At 71.3% G+C, this 14,609-nt stretch carries 16 protein-coding genes and 1 tRNA gene; 9 read left to right on the forward strand and 8 right to left on the reverse strand.

The features are described from left to right. Positions 1 to 60 precede the first annotated feature (60 nt). The 4 genes from SJY14_RS04985 to SJY14_RS05000 all read right to left on the reverse strand — a co-directional run bounded on the left by SJY14_RS04985 (position 61) and on the right by SJY14_RS05000 (position 4,532). Positions 61 to 624 carry a hypothetical protein gene (locus tag SJY14_RS04985; RefSeq protein WP_071256428.1) on the reverse strand — a complete coding sequence of 188 codons (564 nt, stop codon included), beginning with the start codon at positions 622 to 624 and terminating at the stop codon, positions 61 to 63. Beyond that, positions 621 to 2,255, reverse strand: a complete 1,635-nt coding sequence (locus tag SJY14_RS04990) for a DNA repair helicase XPB (protein ID WP_396599958.1) — start codon at positions 2,253 to 2,255, stop codon at positions 621 to 623. Before SJY14_RS04990 ends, SJY14_RS04985 begins: the two co-directional genes overlap by 4 nt. A gap of 99 nt (positions 2,256 to 2,354) precedes the next feature. Further along, positions 2,355 to 4,214 carry a helicase-associated domain-containing protein gene (locus SJY14_RS04995; protein ID WP_396599959.1) on the reverse strand — a complete coding sequence of 620 codons (1,860 nt, stop codon included), beginning with the start codon at positions 4,212 to 4,214 and terminating at the stop codon, positions 2,355 to 2,357. Positions 4,215 to 4,253: 39 nt separating this feature from the next. Beyond that, complete coding sequence (locus SJY14_RS05000) at positions 4,254 to 4,532, reverse strand: hypothetical protein (RefSeq protein ID WP_054146822.1); 279 nt, start codon at positions 4,530 to 4,532, stop codon at positions 4,254 to 4,256. A gap of 91 nt (positions 4,533 to 4,623) precedes the next feature. Here SJY14_RS05000 and SJY14_RS05005 point away from each other — a divergent pair, with 91 nt between their 5' ends. Further along, positions 4,624 to 5,001 (forward strand): cold-shock protein, encoded by a 378-nt coding sequence (locus SJY14_RS05005; protein WP_043593516.1) that lies wholly within the window; start codon positions 4,624 to 4,626, stop codon positions 4,999 to 5,001. Further along, entirely contained in the window at positions 4,994 to 5,614 is a 621-nt protein-coding gene (locus tag SJY14_RS05010) for a DUF3027 domain-containing protein (protein ID WP_396599960.1), read from the forward strand. The genes SJY14_RS05005 and SJY14_RS05010 overlap by 8 nt, the downstream gene beginning before the upstream one ends. A 96-nt stretch (positions 5,615 to 5,710) precedes the next feature. Here SJY14_RS05010 and serC read toward each other — a convergent pair whose 3' ends face one another. Continuing rightward, positions 5,711 to 6,823: a phosphoserine transaminase gene (serC, locus tag SJY14_RS05015; protein WP_396599961.1), complete on the reverse strand. Its 1,113-nt coding sequence runs from the start codon at positions 6,821 to 6,823 to the stop codon at positions 5,711 to 5,713. A gap of 88 nt (positions 6,824 to 6,911) precedes the next feature. Between serC and SJY14_RS05020 the strand changes: the two genes are divergently transcribed. The 4 genes from SJY14_RS05020 (at position 6,912) to SJY14_RS05035 (ending at position 9,793) form a co-directional block, all read left to right on the forward strand. Next, positions 6,912 to 7,604 carry a metal-dependent transcriptional regulator gene (locus tag SJY14_RS05020; protein WP_043593511.1) on the forward strand — a complete coding sequence of 231 codons (693 nt, stop codon included), beginning with the start codon at positions 6,912 to 6,914 and terminating at the stop codon, positions 7,602 to 7,604. Between the two features lie 303 nt (positions 7,605 to 7,907). Further along, entirely contained in the window at positions 7,908 to 8,765 is an 858-nt protein-coding gene (locus tag SJY14_RS05025; protein WP_396599962.1) for a C40 family peptidase, read from the forward strand. A gap of 304 nt (positions 8,766 to 9,069) precedes the next feature. Next, positions 9,070 to 9,564, forward strand: coding sequence for an HNH endonuclease (locus tag SJY14_RS05030; RefSeq protein WP_071256434.1), 495 nt, complete (start codon positions 9,070 to 9,072; stop codon positions 9,562 to 9,564). A gap of 157 nt (positions 9,565 to 9,721) precedes the next feature. Then, positions 9,722 to 9,793 (forward strand) — tRNA-Arg (locus SJY14_RS05035). 340 nt (positions 9,794 to 10,133) lie between these two features. On the opposite strand, the gene SJY14_RS05040 is transcribed toward SJY14_RS05035, so the two are convergent. Next, entirely contained in the window at positions 10,134 to 10,310 is a 177-nt protein-coding gene (locus SJY14_RS05040) for a hypothetical protein (RefSeq protein WP_177174814.1), read from the reverse strand. Positions 10,311 to 10,468: 158 nt separating this feature from the next. Between SJY14_RS05040 and SJY14_RS05045 the strand changes: the two genes are divergently transcribed. Beyond that, the gene (locus SJY14_RS05045) at positions 10,469 to 11,275 is read left to right on the forward strand and encodes a phosphatase PAP2 family protein (protein WP_396599963.1); all 807 of its coding nucleotides are present in this window, start codon (positions 10,469 to 10,471) and stop codon (positions 11,273 to 11,275) included. Between the two features lie 87 nt (positions 11,276 to 11,362). On the opposite strand, the gene SJY14_RS05050 is transcribed toward SJY14_RS05045, so the two are convergent. Further along, positions 11,363 to 11,725, reverse strand: coding sequence for a VOC family protein (locus tag SJY14_RS05050; RefSeq protein ID WP_071256442.1), 363 nt, complete (start codon positions 11,723 to 11,725; stop codon positions 11,363 to 11,365). A 72-nt stretch (positions 11,726 to 11,797) separates the two neighbouring features. Between SJY14_RS05050 and SJY14_RS05055 the strand changes: the two genes are divergently transcribed. Next, positions 11,798 to 12,247 carry a MarR family winged helix-turn-helix transcriptional regulator gene (locus tag SJY14_RS05055; protein ID WP_071256443.1) on the forward strand — a complete coding sequence of 150 codons (450 nt, stop codon included), beginning with the start codon at positions 11,798 to 11,800 and terminating at the stop codon, positions 12,245 to 12,247. Between the two features lie 45 nt (positions 12,248 to 12,292). Here SJY14_RS05055 and SJY14_RS05060 read toward each other — a convergent pair whose 3' ends face one another. Then, positions 12,293 to 13,315 (reverse strand): LacI family DNA-binding transcriptional regulator, encoded by a 1,023-nt coding sequence (locus SJY14_RS05060; RefSeq protein ID WP_071256578.1) that lies wholly within the window; start codon positions 13,313 to 13,315, stop codon positions 12,293 to 12,295. A gap of 272 nt (positions 13,316 to 13,587) precedes the next feature. Here SJY14_RS05060 and SJY14_RS05065 point away from each other — a divergent pair, with 272 nt between their 5' ends. Beyond that, the gene (locus tag SJY14_RS05065) at positions 13,588 to 14,520 is read left to right on the forward strand and encodes a carbohydrate ABC transporter permease (protein WP_056259338.1); all 933 of its coding nucleotides are present in this window, start codon (positions 13,588 to 13,590) and stop codon (positions 14,518 to 14,520) included. Positions 14,521 to 14,609: the final 89 nt, after the last annotated feature.

Here is a 14,609-nt window from a genome sequence, read left to right on the forward strand (position 1 = left end):
GGAGCGTCACCCGCACGTGGGCGGAGCGGCAGCCCTCAGGCGGCCGAGACGGCAGGACGCTCAGGCGCCGGGGTCGGACCACTCGACGTTGGGCACCAGGGCGACGCGCGTGGTGAGCTCGAGCAGCTCGTCGGGCACGGCCAGGGTGAAGTCGACGCCCTCACGCCGCTCGAGCACCGCCGTGTAGCCCGAGGCCCGGGTGATCTGCCACCCCGGGAACTCCTCGACGGAGGCGGCGACGACCTGGGCCTCGGAGGCGTCGTCCGTCGCACCGATCGCGGTGAGGCCGGCGAACAGGTGGTCCTTGACGGGCGACCCGGCGAGCAGGTCGCTGCGTTCGATCACCTCGGGATCGGGGCTCCAGGTCACGATGCTGAGGGTCGCCCCCGCGTGGAGCCCGCCCTGCACCTCGTAGGTCCGGGCGACCGACACGACGACCGACGGGTCCCACTCGGCGAACCGGGCGACCTGGCCGCGGAACTCCATGGCGTCGTGGTCGAGGGAGGCGACCAGGGGCCCGAAGGTCGCGAACGGGGCCTGGTCGGCCGCGAACACCCGGCGCAGGCTGTCGCGCCAGAGCTCGTCGTCGCCCAGGGGCAGGTCGGCACCCTGCTCGTCGGTCACGCGGCGACCACGGGCGAGTCGAGGATCGTGTAGCTGTAGCCCTGCTCGGCCAGGAAGCGCTGGCGGTTCTGCGCGAAGTCCTGGTCGACCGTGTCGCGGCTGACGAGCGTGTAGAACGAGGCCGGCAGGCCCGACTTCTTCGGACGCAGCAGACGCCCGAGTCGCTGCGCCTCTTCTTGCCTGGACCCGTACGAGCCGCTGACCTGGATCGCCACGGTCGCCTCGGGCAGGTCGACCGAGAAGTTGGCCACCTTCGAGACGACGAGCACCTTGAGGTCGCCGTCGCGGAAGCGCTGGTAGAGGCGCTCGCGCTCGTCGACGGGCGTGCTGCCGGTCAGCGTGGGGGCGTCGAGCACCGCCGCGAGCTCGTCGAGCTGGTCGAGGTACTGGCCGATGACGAGGATCTGCTCGCCGGCGTGCCGTTCCACGAGGTGCTTGACCACGTCGAGCTTGGCCGGAGCTGTGGCCGCCAGCCGGTAGCGCTCGTCGTCGGGGGACGCCGCGTACTCGAGCCGCGCCTCCTGGGGCAGGTCGACCCGCACCTCGTAGCACGAGGCCGGCGAGATGAAGCCCTGGGCCTCGATCTCTTTCCAGGGGGCGTCGAAGCGCTTGGGGCCGATCAGGCTGAAGACGTCGCTCTCGCGACCGTCCTCGCGTACGAGCGTGGCGGTGAGGCCGAGGCGGCGGCGGGCCTGCAACTCGGCGGTCAGCTTGAAGACCGGCGCGGGCAGCAGGTGCACCTCGTCGTAGACCACGAGACCCCAGTCGAGAGCGTCGAGGAGCGAGAGGTGCGTGTACTTGCCCCCGCGGCGGGCCGTGAGGATCTGGTAGGTCGCGATGGTGACCGGCTTGACCTCTTTCACCGAGCCGGAGTACTCGCCGATCTCGTCCTCGGTCAGCGACGTGCGCTTGAGCAGCTCGTCACGCCACTGCCGTGCCGAGACGGTGTTGGTGACGAGGATCAGCGTGGTCGTCCCGGCGGCCGCCATGGCCCCCGCACCCACGAGGGTCTTGCCGGCGCCGCAGGGCAGCACGACGACGCCCGAGCCGCCCTCGAAGAAGTTGTCGATCGCCTTCTGCTGGTAGTCGCGCAGGTGCCAGTCGCTCTCGTCGAGGTCGATCGCGTGGGGGGTGCCGGGCGTGTAGCCGGCGTGGTCCTCGGCGGGCCAGCCGAGCTTGACGAGTTGCTGCTTGACCTCACCGCGGGCCCAGGGCAGGAGCTCCCACAGGTCGTCCGCCCGCTTGACGCCGAGCAACTCGCCGACCTTCTTGGCCCGGGTCACCTCGCTCAGCACGGAGCTGTCGGTGCCGCGCAGCAGCAACTGGTCGCCGTCGCGCTCGATGACGATGCGGCCGTAGCGCGCGACGGTCTCGGCGATGTCGACGCTGACGCTCTGCGGCACCGGGAACTTGCTGTACTTCTCGAGCGTGCCGAGCATGTCTTCTGCGCTGTGCCCGGCCGCCCGTGCGTTCCACAACCCGAGTCGGGTGATGCGGTAGGTGTGCACGTGCTCGGGGGCGCGCTCGAGCTCGGCGAAGACGCTGAGGTCGTGCCGCGCGTCCTCCGCCTGCTCGTGGGCGACCTCGAGCAGGACGGTGCGATCGCTCTGCACGATCAGGGGTCCGGTCATGAGGGACGAGTCTAGGCGCGCCTCCTGCCGCCTCTCACAGCCGGGCGGGGGCCGCCCGTGGACGAGGAGGCGCGGGTCGGCCGCCGAGGGCCGCCCGCCTCAGTCGCGACTCGCGACCGCCACCACGTTCTTGAGCGGCAGCGTGCGCTCGACGTCCGACTTCTTGTCGCGCCCACGGACGCGTCCGCCGCCGATGCCGGTGGGCTCCATGTCGAGCGTGGTGGTGCTGCCGTCGGGCATCGCGACGGTCACCGTGACCGTCAGCCGCCCCTTGACGGCGGCGTCGAGCTGGCGGGCGATCCAGGCACGGTCGGTCGACTCGTCACCGGAGCCGGCGTCGGTGTGCAGGCGCTGGACGAGTTCGCGCAGCGGGTCGCGCGTCTCGACCGGGGCCGGTCGTCGGGGTCGGCGACGGGACGGCGGGACGACCTCGGCGCCGCCCTCGTCGACCACGACGACGGGGTACCGCTCGTCGCTCAGCGACCAGAAGACGGTGTCCCGCTCGAACCGGCTCGCCACGGTCGTCGCGTCGACGCGGGTGAGGGCGAGGGGTGAGAGCGACTGGTCGACCTCGAGCGTGTCGAGGCTCGCGCGGTCGTCGGCGACCACGAGCGACAGCGCGTCGCCCGGCACGCCCGCGGGCGCGCTGCCAGGCGCGATCGCGCGGACGCGGTAGCGCCCGTGTCGTTCGGCGCTCTGCTGGATCAGGTAGTCGAGGGGCTGGGGGATGCCCGTCGACGAGATGCCGGCGAGGAACTCGCGCAGCGTCTCGGCCGTCTCGCCCTCGCTCAGGGCGCGCTGGAGTCCGCCCTCGGTGATGCGGTAGGTGGCTGCCAGGCCCGCGCTCTCGACCACCGCGATGACGCGGAGCCTGGCGTCGATGGCCGGCGACAGGGGCCCGGGCGACACGACGCTGAGGTCGTGCTGCAGGTAGACCTGCTCGACCGCGTCCGGCAGCAGGGCGGCGACGCGGGAGCGGGCGGCGGCGGGACCCTCGCGGAACAGGGCCACGGCCGCCGAGGTGGGCGTGTCGTCCGAGGTCAGACCCAGCACCTCGGCGCTGCGCGAGAAGGCGGCGATGCGATCGGTGATCCAGCTGCCCCCGGCCGGGTAGGACCAGTCAGAGAACTCGCGCAGCGGCAGCCCCCACGAGGTGTCGACGCGTTGCTCGAGCACCGTGAGGATCTCGGCCGGCAGCGAGCCCAGCCAGGCCCGTGTCAGCGTCTGCCACCGGTCGGGCCAGGAGGCGCGGAGCCAGTCGGTCGCGTCGGCGGCCACGACCCAGCCGTCCGGGCTCGGAGCGGCCAAGCCGGCCCGCACGGCGATGGCGAGCACGGTCGCCACGTCGTCGACGTCGATCCGGGCGGCTTCGGCGAGCCGCCTCGTCTCGGGCAGCGCCAGGCCACCCTTGGCGAGCTCTCGGGCCGGCGACTGCTCGAGGGCGCGGAGGATCTCGGCCACCTCGATGACCACGGCGTAGAGCCGCTCGGCCGAGCGGGCGTCGGCGTCGTCGCGGGCCTGGTCGAGGACGGCCTCGAGCACCACCGGCGGTCGGGCGGAGGTCAGGACGTCGAGGGTCAGGGCGGGGTCGTCGTCGAGGCGCTCGGCCACGGCGTCGAGGGTCGCGACGGAGTCGCCGCGGCGGACGACGAGGAACGCCTCGTCGACGCGGTCGAGCGCGGCGGACACCGTCTCGCGGTCGACCTCGAAGGCGGCGTCGATGCGATCGTGGACCGCGTCGACGTCGCCCGGCACCCGGAGGACCTGCAGCACGATCAGGGCGACGCGGTCGAGGTGGGCCAGTGCGTCCCGCACGCTGGCCGGCTCGAGCAGGACGTCCGCCAGGTCGAAGGCGTCGTGGACGCCCGACGCCCGGACCTGTCGCCGCGCGAGTCGGCGCAGCAGGTCGTCGTCGCCGATGGAGCGCAGGACGCCCGCGAGGTCGAGTGCACTAGCCATGGTCGAGGCCTCCAGCCGTCGTGCAGCCCGGGTCTGCGGTTACCGTCTGGTGCCCCGTGAGTCGCGGCTGCGACGCACGGCGCTCGCCACCACGAATGCCAGGAGCATCGCGAAGGCGATCGGGAGCCCGATGAGGGGCAGGATCGTGAGAGCGGGCCAGACGCCCGCGGTGAAGTCGGTGACACCCGTCGCCACGCCGACGAACCTCGTGAAGAACGCGAGGACCGAGACGACGACGATGGCGAGGATCATGAAGAGGAGGACGCGCTCTGTACGATTGACGTCAGAGGGCGCACTCGGTTCGATCTTCTTGGCCACGGGTCAACGATAGTGCGGTGCGGCCCTACCCGGCGATCTAAGCTGGGGCGACCCACCCCCAGGGTCACCCGTCTTCACGAGAGGTCCAGTCATGCCCACCGGCAAGGTCAAGTTCTACGACGACGAGAAGGGCTTCGGCTTCATCAGCAGCGATGACGGCCAAGAGGTCTTCCTCCACGCGTCGGCCCTGCCCGCCGGCACCGTGGGTGTCAAGGCGGGAACCCGCCTCGAGTACGGCATCGCCGACGGCAAGCGCGGCGCGCAGGCCCTGTCGGTCCGGGTGCTCGAAGCCGCCCCGAGCCTCGCCAAGATGAACCGTCGCTCCGCCGACGACATGGCCGTCATCGTCGAGGACCTGGTCAAGGTGCTCGACAAGGCCGGCGGCGACCTGCGCCACGGCCGCTACCCGCAGAACGGCGCCCGCATCGCCGTGCTGCTGCGCACCGTCGCGGACTCGTTCGATGCCTGAGGCCGCCACGCGCACGCCCTGGTCCGAGCTCGCCCGCCGCGCCCTGACCGAGATCACGCCCGACGAGACCATCGGCGCCGAGGCCGACCCGGTCGACGACGAGCCCGGTGTCACGTCGGTGCGCTTCGCCACCCTCCTCCCCGGGTACCCGGGTTGGCACTGGACGGTCAGCGTCGCCCACCTCGACGGTGAAGAGCCTTCGGTGCTCGAGGCCGAGCTGATGCCCGGCGACGGCGCCCTGCTCGCTCCGGACTGGGTGCCGTGGGCCGACCGTCTCGCCGAGATGAAGGCCCAGGAGGCGCACGACGGCGACGAGGACGACGACGAGTCCGAAGACGACGACGAGGACTCCGAGGACGACTCGGACGACGAGGACGAGGACGACTCCGACGACGAGCGTGGGTCGATCGTGCACGGCGGTGACGTGGACGGCGTCGACATCGACGACCTCGTCGAGGATTCCGGCGACTCCGACGACGACTCCGACGACTCCGTTCCGGCGGACGCACCCGTCGTCCCCGCCGCGCACCCCGAGGCCGACCTCGACGACGAGTCGCACGACGACGACTGGGACGGCGAGGACGAGGACCCGTTGAGCAGGCGACGGAAGTAGTCCCACGAACGCGACCCGCGCCTCCTGCGTCCGGGTCGGATCACGACGAAGGCCCCGACACGATCGTGTCGGGGCCTTCGTCGTGCGGGCGATCGGTCAGAGGGCGTCGACGACGAACTCGATCGACCGGATCAGCTGGCGGACGTCGTCGGGCTCGATGGCCGTGAAGGTCGCGACGCGCAGCTGGTTGCGGCCGAGCTTGCGGTAGGGCTCGGTGTCGACGATGCCGTTGGCGCGGAGCACCTTCGCGATGGCGGCCGCGTCGATCGACTCGGCGAAGTCGATGGTCGCGACGACCTGCGAGCGGTGCGACGGGTCGACGACGAACGGGGTCGCGTACTCGGAGGCGGTGGCCCAGTCGTACAGCGCCGACGACGACTCGCGCGTGCGGGCGTCGGCCCAGGCGAGGCCGCCGTTCTCGAGCATCCAGCGGGTCTGGTCCTCGAGCAGCAGCAGGGTCGTCAGGGCGGGCGTGTTGAGGGTCTGGTCGAGCCGCGAGTTGTCGACGGCGTTCTTCAGGCTGAGGAACTCGGGGACGTACCGGCCGCTGGCGGCGATGCGCTCGACGCGCTCGATCGCCGCGGGGGAGAAGAGCGCGAACCAGAGGCCGCCGTCGCTCGCGAAGTTCTTCTGCGGGGCGAAGTAGTAGGCGTCGGCCTGCGAGGCGTCGAAGTCGATGCCGCCCGCCGCGCTCGTCGCGTCGACGACGGTGAGGGCACCGGGGTCGCCGGCGACCCGGGTGACCGGCGCCATGACGCCGGTCGAGGTCTCGTTGTGCGGCCAGGCGTAGACGTCGACGCCCTCGAGCACCTCGACCTCGGCCAACGACCCGCCCTCGGCCGTGATCACGTGGGGGGCCTCGAGCCAGGGGGCCGCATTGGCCTTGGCGAACTTCGACCCGAACTCGCCGAACGAGAGGTTCTCGGCGCGCTTCTCGACGAGGCCGAACGCCGCGGCGTCCCAGAAGGCGGTCGAGCCGCCGTTGCCCAGCACGACCTCGTAGCCGTCGGGCAGGCGGAAGAGCTCGCCGAGTTCGGCGCGGACGCGGCCGACCAGGTCCTTCACGGGCGCCTGGCGGTGCGAGGTGCCGAGGATCGTCGCCCCGGCGGTGACGAGGTGCTCGAGCTGGGCGGCCCGCACCTTCGAGGGGCCGCAGCCGAAGCGGCCGTCGGTGGGCAAGAGGTCAGTGGGAATCCGGATGTCCGCCATGCGCTCGATCCTACTGACGCGGCGCGGGGCCCAGCGTGCAGCCGGTAGGCTGACGGGGTAGTCCACGTGTTCCACCGGGAGGCCCCTGTTGACCGATCTCGTCGACACCACAGAGATGTACCTGCGCACGATCCTCGACCTCGAAGAAGAGAACATCGTGCCGCTTCGTGCGCGCATCTCCGAGCGTCTCGGCCACTCCGGTCCGACCGTGTCGCAGACCATCGCCCGCATGGAACGCGACGGTCTCGTCGTCGTGTCCGGCGACCGTCACCTCGAGCTCACGCACGACGGGCGAGCCAAGGCGACGCACGTCATGCGCAAGCACCGTCTCGCCGAGCGCCTGCTCGCCGACGTGATCGGCCTCGACTGGGCCTACGTCCACGACGAGGCCTGCCGGTGGGAGCACGTCATGAGCGAACAGGTCGAACGTCGCCTGCTCGACATGCTCGACCACCCGACCGAGTCGCCTTACGGCAACCCGATCCCGGGGCTCGACGAACTCGGCGACTCACCCGCGGGGCGCTTCCTCGACGGCGTGGTCAACCTCGTGGCCGTGCTCGCGGAGCACCCCGAGGGCGTCACTCGTCCGATCCGTCGCCTGGCCGAGCCCGTCCAGTTCGAACCCGAGCTGCTGCAGCAGCTGCAGGGCGCGGGCGTGCTGCCCGGCGGCATCGCGACCCTCCGCTCGGCGGGGTCGTACGTGTTCGTCAAGGTCGAAGGTCACGACGAGGGTCTCGAACTGCCGACCGAGGTCGCGCAGCACATCTACGTGGGGCTCTGACCCACCCACCGAGTTCTGACCGGCCCGACGGGTCGCGCGGGATTCTTGCGTTCGTGCCCCGCGCCTCCTGCGATCTGCGCCGGATCACGCACTCGTTTACCGATTCGTTACAAATATCCCTCTCGAGGATGATTCCCCAGGGTTCGCTCGGCTACAGTCGCTGAGTCCCCAGGCCACTGAACCGGCCGCCGGACCCGTGGCAGGACGTCTCTCACGCCCGTCTCCTGCCGTGTGTCGTCGCGATACGAACGAACGGACGGGACAGCTTCCCGAAAGCTGTCGAGATGCAGGAGACCCTTCCTCTTGACCCTCCCCGGCTCAGACCACACCCCCGACGTGCGCCCGAACCGCACCGTCGCCACCCGCACCCCCGCCGACCTGCCGACCCGCTCGTCGCTGCGCCGCGCCCAGGCCGCTGCCGCACCCGCCGCCCGCTCGGGCCGCCCGTCGGTCAAGCGCAGCGTGGTCTCGGTGACCGTGATGACCCTGACCGCCGGCCTGATCGGCACGATGGCCCTGCCGGCCTTCGCGTCGAACCCCGCCGCCGCGAACGACCCGAGCGTCGGCGCGGCGTCGACGAGCGTCTCGACCAGCCACGCCCAGAGCGTCGCGGTCGCCGACGACGTCGCCCTGGCCGACGCCACCCGCGACGGTTACACCGCGACGTCGCAGGCCGACCTCAACGCGGCGGCCCTGGCCACCCAGCGCGAGGCCGAGCGTGCCGCCTTGGCCGCGAGCTACGCCAGCTACACCGGACCGACGGCTGCCGAGAACGTGGCCGCCTCGGCGAGCGGCGCCGTGGCGACGCCCGGTGCGTTCAGCCTCAGTGCGGTGTACAACACGGCCCTGCAGTACGTGGGCACCCCCTACGTCTTCGGCGGAGCGACCCCGGCCGGCTTCGACTGCTCGGGTTTCGTCATGTACGTGTACTCGCAGTACGGCATCTCGCTGCCGCACTCGGTCACGCGTCAGGGCGCGATGGGCACGCCGATCTCGGCGGCCGAGGCGCAGCCCGGGGACGTCATCATCTTCGACGACGGGTCACACGACGGGTTCTACGCCGGCAACGGCATGATCCTCGATGCACCCAAGCCCGGTGGGTCGGTCAGCGTGCGACCGCTGTGGACCTCCGCGGTTCACTACGTGCGCTACGGGGCGTAGGTGACCCGCGCCTCCTGCGCCTGAACACCCTGTGAAGAGCCGCCCTGCCCCTTGGCAGAGCGGCTCTTCGGGGCTTAGCCTGGCGATCTCGGAGTTCCGCTGAGACCAGGAGCGTCAGATGCCTCGTTCGACCGCCACCCGCACCATGGGTGCGCTGTCGCACGAGCACATACGACACCCCGCCATGTGACAGAGCACCGTCCCCGTGACGGTGCTTTTTTCGTATCGGCGGGCCTGCTGGGCCTGCGCCACCCCGAGAGATCGAATCCCTGGAAGCCGTCCAGGGTGCTTCGAAAGGGAAAGCATGCGCACTCTCGTCCTGAACGCCGGTTACGAGCCCCTCGCCGTGGTCTCCGACCGGCGGGCCCTCGTCCTCGTCATGAGCCAGAAGGCGACCGTCGTCGCCGCCGATGCGGAGCACCCCGTGCTCGGGGCGGTGACGTCCTGGGATCGCCCGTCGGTGATCGTGCTGACGCGGTACGTGCGCATCCCGCACACGCGGCAGATCCCCGTCTCGCGGCGGGGCGTCATGCGGCGTGACTCGCACCGTTGCGCCTACTGCGGGCGCTCGGCGACGACGATCGACCACGTGCAGCCACGGTCACGGGGTGGGGCGGACAGCTGGGAGAACCTCGTCGCGTGCTGCCTCAAGTGCAACAACCTCAAGAGCGACCGCACCCCGCACGAGATGGGCTGGGAGCTGCTGTTCACGCCGAAGCCGCCGCACGGGGTCGGCTGGGTCGTGCGCGGCATGGAGCGGACGCAGGCGGACTGGGACGAGTACCTCGCGGCCGCGTGAGGCTCGGCCTGCCTCGTGCGGGCCGGCGGTCGGACTGCTTCGCACCGCGTCTCGTGCATCACACCGCGACTAGTCGGGGTGTACTGCACGAAGCGCGGTGCAATGGTCTCGTCGGCCGGACGGCAGGAGGCGCGGCTTCGGTAGACTCGGACTGTCAGCCTCTGTAGCTCAATGGAAGAGCAGTTCCGTCCTAAGGAAAGGGTTGGGGGTTCGAGTCCCTCCAGGGGCACCTGACGTCGCTTCGCGACGATGCCCCGGGAGGGACTCGAACCCCTGAGGCCCCGCGCTTCGCGCGCCCGTCCAGGGGCACCTGACGTCGCTTCGCGACGATGCCCCGGGAGGGACTCGAACCCCTGAGGCCCCGCACTCCGCGCGCCCGTCCAGGGGCACCTGACGTCGCTTCGCGACGATGCCCCGGGAGGGACTCGAACCCTGAGGCCCCGCACTCCGCGCGCCCGTCCAGGGGCACCTGACGTCGCTTCGCGACGATGCCCCGGGAGGGACTCGAACCCCTGAGGCCCCGCGCTTCGCGCGCCCGTCCAGGGGCACTCCTCGCCGGCGCCGATCGGCTACGCAGGAAGCTCGGGGAGGGCCAGGAGTGCGATGCCGAGCGCAGCCGCCACTGCTCCCAACGCGGTGATCGCCACGCCCGGCAGGGCGCTGCCGCCGTCCCGCTGCCGGACGATCAGGACTCCGCCGACGATGCCGACGAGCCCCAGGGCGAGGAGGGTGATCGAGAACACCATGAGGAGCCTTCCGGTTGGTGGGAACGGTGCCGACATCGCCGAGCCTGCGTCGGGGGGAGCGCTTGGTCCACACGCCACCGGGAGTGTCCGTCCGAGCTCAGACGACCGGGAGTAACGCTACCTGGAGGCCGGGGTCAGGGAAGGGCCAGAGTGGGCTCATGCCGACCGCCGCAGAGAACGCCCGCACGACCCGCTACGACCGGCAGATCGGTCGCCGCGACCTCACCGAGTGGCGATCGAGGCCGGGCCAGCGGCTCGCGTCGCGGCACAAGACCGTCGCGCAGAAGGTCGGCGCGCGCCGCGCCCTCGTCGCGACGCTCGCCGTCGGGGGCGGCATCGCGATCGCCGCGACCGCCGGGGCCGCCTACATCTACGACGGCGTGACGGGCCGCGATGGCATCGAGAGCCTCGACCGGCCGGCGCTCGAGCGCGCGAAGAAGCTCCGCTCGCCGGCGACGAACGGCACGGCCGCCGCCATCGCCCATGTCTTCGGACCCGTCGTCCTGCCCGCCGTCACCGTCGGAGCCGCCGCGGCCTTCGGCTTCCGGGACCGCCACCCCAGCCCCGTCGCCCTCGTCGTGGCGGCCGGCGCCGGCTCGCTCGCCATGACGGTCGTCGGCAAGAAGCTCATCAAGCGCAACCGGCCCGACCGGCACGAAGCCATCCCGCCGTACGAGAAATCCCCGTCATTCCCGTCGGGCCACACCCTGAACACGACCACGATCCTCGGCGTGCTCGCCTACCTCCTCGCCCTGCGGCAGGAGAAGCAGGCGCCGCAGGTCGCCCTCGTGGGGGCTGCGGCCGGGACGGCCGGCGTCGTGGGGTTGTCCCGCGTGCTGCTCGGGGCCCACTGGTTCACCGACGTGGCCGTCGGCTGGGTCAGCGGCATCGGCTGGCTCTCGCTGATCGTCACGAGCCACCGCCTCTACCTCAGCACCCAGGACGACGACGACGTCCACGAGTGACGGCCGTGCGGCCGGCGTGACCCTCGAGGCGGCCGTGCGCCGCGCCTCCTCGTCCTGGGCCTCCGCCTGGGCCGGAGGCGCCGAGCGTCACGCGCGGTCGTGCAGCGTGACCTGGTAGCCGTCGGGGTCGACGAAGGTGAAGGTGCGGCCGAAGGGGCCGTCGACCGGTGCGGTGGCGATCTCGACGTCGGCGGCGACCAGGGCGTCGTGGATGGCCTGCGCGTCGGAGGCGAGCAGCCAGAGGCCGACCCCGCGACCGAGCGGCGCCGCGTCGAGGTCGACGCCGGGCAGCGGGCCGCGCACGGCGAAGGCGATCGGCGTCGTGGCGAAGACGACCGCGTGCGGCGGGCCGTCCTGCCGGGTGAGACCGAGGTGTGCTTCGTAGAACGCGGCCGAGCGCTCGACGTCGCGGACCTGGAGGGAGATGAAGTCGGGACCGGTGGCGGTCATGGTGCGCCTGCTCTCGCGTCGGAGGTGAGTGTCAGTTAGCTGACATCTAGGAACCTATGTCAGACTACTGACATGAGTCAAGTCGGATCGGCGATCGACCTCGAGACCTCGGTGGGCTACCTGCTGAAAGAGGCGTCGAGCGCTCTGCGCGCCGCCATGGAGGCCGAGCTGCGTCCGCTCGGCATGACCATCACGCACTACTCGTGCCTCGAGCTGCTCGCGCAGCGGCCCGGGCTGTCGAACTCCGAGCTCGCCCGCGGGGCCTTCGTCACCCGTCAGTCGATGAACGTCCTGCTGCAGGCGCTCGAGCATGACGGGTTCGTGCGGCGAGCCGACCGCGCGCCGTCGGGGCGGGCGTTGCCGACCGAGCTGACGGCGGAGGGGCGACGTCAGCTGACGGTCGCCAGCGCGGCCGTCCGCGGAGTCGAGGACAAGATGACGGCGGGGCTCACGCCGGCCGCGCGTCGACAGGTGGCCGAGGCGCTGCGGGGGTTCGCCACGGCGCTGCGCCGACCGACGTGATCCGGGCTCGTCGCGTCGCGCCGCCGGTGTCGCGCCGGGTGCGGGTCAGGCGCTCTCGCGCCACATGATCTCGGTCGGCAGCAGGACCCCGGTGCGCGTCCCGTCGGCCCCGCCGAGTTGGTCGAGTACCTGGCGGGCGGCCCGCCGGCCCAGCTCTTCGGCGGGCTGGCGCACGGTCGAGAGGGGCGGCGTGCAGCGCAGTGCCCAGGAGCTGTCGTCGAAGCCGACGATCCCGAGGTCGCCGGGCACCGAGATCCCGCGCCGGTGGAGGACGTCGAGGGCCCCGGCGGCGACGGCGTCCGACGCCGCGAAGACCCCGTCGACCCGGGGGTCCCGCGCGAGCAACTCGGTCATGCCGTCGACGCCGGCCGCGTAGCTGTAGAACGGGTTGCGCACCACGAGGTCCGGGTCGAAGAGGTCGCCGAGCGCGGCACGGAAACCTGCGAGGCGGTCCTCGCCCGAGTCACGGTCGAGCCCGGAGGCGAGCATGCCGACCCGGGTGCGTCCCGTCGAGACGAGTCGGCGCACGATCGCCTCGGCGGCGGCCTGGTTGTCGATGCCGATGAACGGGATGTCGGGAGCGTCGCTCGGGTGGCCGACGAACGAGGCCGCCAGCCCGAGCTCGGCGACGGCCTGAGAGATGGGGTCGCCCGTCCGGGCGGACAGGATGATCGCCCCGTCGACGAAGCCGCCGCGCAGGTACTCGACCACGCGGTCGCTGTCGCGCTGGGAGTCGATCATCAGCGTGACGAGTTGGTGGTCGGCCTGGGATAGAACGGAGTTGGTGCCGATCAGGATGTTGCCGATGTTCGGGTCGTCGAGCACGACCGAATGAGGCTCGTGGACGATCAGCGCGATCGCTCGTGACCGCTGGGTGACGAGGTTGCGCGCCGCCGCGTTGCGGACGTAGCCCACCTTGGCCACGGCGGCCTCGACGGCCTCGCGCGCCTGGTGCGAGACGTACGGTTCGTTGTTCAGCACGCGCGACACGGTGCCCCGGGAGATGCCGGCCTCGGCGGCCACGTCGTGGATCGTGGCACGCCGACGCGGAGATCTCGGACCGGGCATGTCGGTCACCCTAGCGGAGCCCGGGACGCACGGGATCGTTCCCCGGAGGACGAAGGACGGACGGCCGGTTGGGTAACCGTACGATCACGGTCGGCCCCTCCGCTTTGACAAACCGGCGGCCGTGGGCTTAGCTCTGTGAACGTTCCCAGAAAGTGCTGCCCGATCCTTCGGGCCCCGCTCTGGGAACGATCACAGAAACCCTGTGAACCTTCGCCGTCGAAGGGCCTCCGGCCGTTCGTGAAGGACACCCGCCGAAGAAGCCGAGGCCCCGTGTGACCCAGACTGCTGCCGAGCCCGCCGTCGTCGCCCCGCCGTCCCCGCGTTCGGCCAGACCGCGGAAGCCGTTCCGGTACCGCAAGGCGATCGCGATCTTCATCGTCCCCTTCGCGGCGCTCTTCGCGGCGTTCTACCTGACACCCATCCTCTACGCCGTCTTCCAGTCGCTGCAGAAGGTCGAACGCGAGGGCACGTTCGGCGCCCCGACCCAGGTCTTCGGCGGCCTCTCGCAGTACGCGTTGGTCTTCCAGAACACCGAGTTCTGGTCGTCCATCGGCCGGGTGCTGCTCTTCGGCGTCGTCCAGGTCCCGGTGATGCTGCTGCTCGCGCTGCTCTTCGCGCTGCTGCTCGACTCGCCCTTGCTGCGCGGCAAGCGGTTCTTCCGTCTCGCGTTCTTCGCGCCCTACGCCGTGCCGGGCGTCATCGCCGCGATCATGTGGGGCTACCTCTACTCGCCGAGCCTCTCGCCGTTCTCGGCCGTCACGTCGCGGGCCGGCCTCCTCGACGGCGGCACGGTGCTCTGGGCCGTGGCCAACGTCGTCACCTGGGTGTTCGTCGGCTACAACATGCTGATCATCTACTCGTCGCTCCTCGCGATCCCCACCGAGATCTACGAGGCGGCCCGCCTCGACGGGGCCTCGCAGTGGCGCATCGCCGTGGCGATCAAGATCCCGCTGGTCGTCCCGGCGATCGTGCTGACCGCCGTCTTCTCGGTCATCGGCACCCTGCAGCTGCTGACCGAACCCCTGGTCTTCCGCCAGTTCACGTCGACCATCTCGTCGACCTTCACGCCGAACATGCTCGTGTACTCGACGTCCTCGGTGCCCAACTTCAACCTCGCGGCGGCGTTCAGCGTCGTCCTCGCGGTCGCCACGTTCATCCTCTCGATCGGGTTCCTCCGGTTGACCCAGCGGAAGGCCGACCAGTGACCGTCGACGCTCCCATCCGTCCCGCCCAGTCGTTCGACGACGCGACGACCCCTGCACGTCGACGGGGCGGGGGGCCCCGTGAGAGCGTG

This window comes from Frigoribacterium sp. R86507, assembly GCF_044597695.1.
GTDB lineage: Bacteria > Actinomycetota > Actinomycetes > Actinomycetales > Microbacteriaceae > Frigoribacterium.

Bases quoted from the DNA above. Each gene is read 5' to 3' on its own strand.
- SJY14_RS05050 (WP_071256442.1), bottom strand. From the start codon at position 11,725: ATGACCGCCACCGGTCCCGACTTCATCTCCCTCCAGGTCCGCGACGTC.
- serC (WP_396599961.1), bottom strand. From the start codon at position 6,823: ATGGCGGACATCCGGATTCCCACTGACCTCTTGCCCACCGACGGCCGC.
- SJY14_RS05055 (WP_071256443.1), top strand. From the start codon at position 11,798: ATGAGTCAAGTCGGATCGGCGATCGACCTCGAGACCTCGGTGGGCTAC.
- SJY14_RS05045 (WP_396599963.1), top strand. From the start codon at position 10,469: ATGCCGACCGCCGCAGAGAACGCCCGCACGACCCGCTACGACCGGCAG.
- SJY14_RS05060 (WP_071256578.1), bottom strand. From the start codon at position 13,315: ATGCCCGGTCCGAGATCTCCGCGTCGGCGTGCCACGATCCACGACGTG.
- SJY14_RS04995 (WP_396599959.1), bottom strand. From the start codon at position 4,214: ATGGCTAGTGCACTCGACCTCGCGGGCGTCCTGCGCTCCATCGGCGAC.
- SJY14_RS04990 (WP_396599958.1), bottom strand. From the start codon at position 2,255: ATGACCGGACCCCTGATCGTGCAGAGCGATCGCACCGTCCTGCTCGAG.
- SJY14_RS05030 (WP_071256434.1), top strand. From the start codon at position 9,070: ATGCGCACTCTCGTCCTGAACGCCGGTTACGAGCCCCTCGCCGTGGTC.
- SJY14_RS05005 (WP_043593516.1), top strand. From the start codon at position 4,624: ATGCCCACCGGCAAGGTCAAGTTCTACGACGACGAGAAGGGCTTCGGC.
- SJY14_RS05040 (WP_177174814.1), bottom strand. From the start codon at position 10,310: ATGGTGTTCTCGATCACCCTCCTCGCCCTGGGGCTCGTCGGCATCGTC.
- SJY14_RS05010 (WP_396599960.1), top strand. From the start codon at position 4,994: ATGCCTGAGGCCGCCACGCGCACGCCCTGGTCCGAGCTCGCCCGCCGC.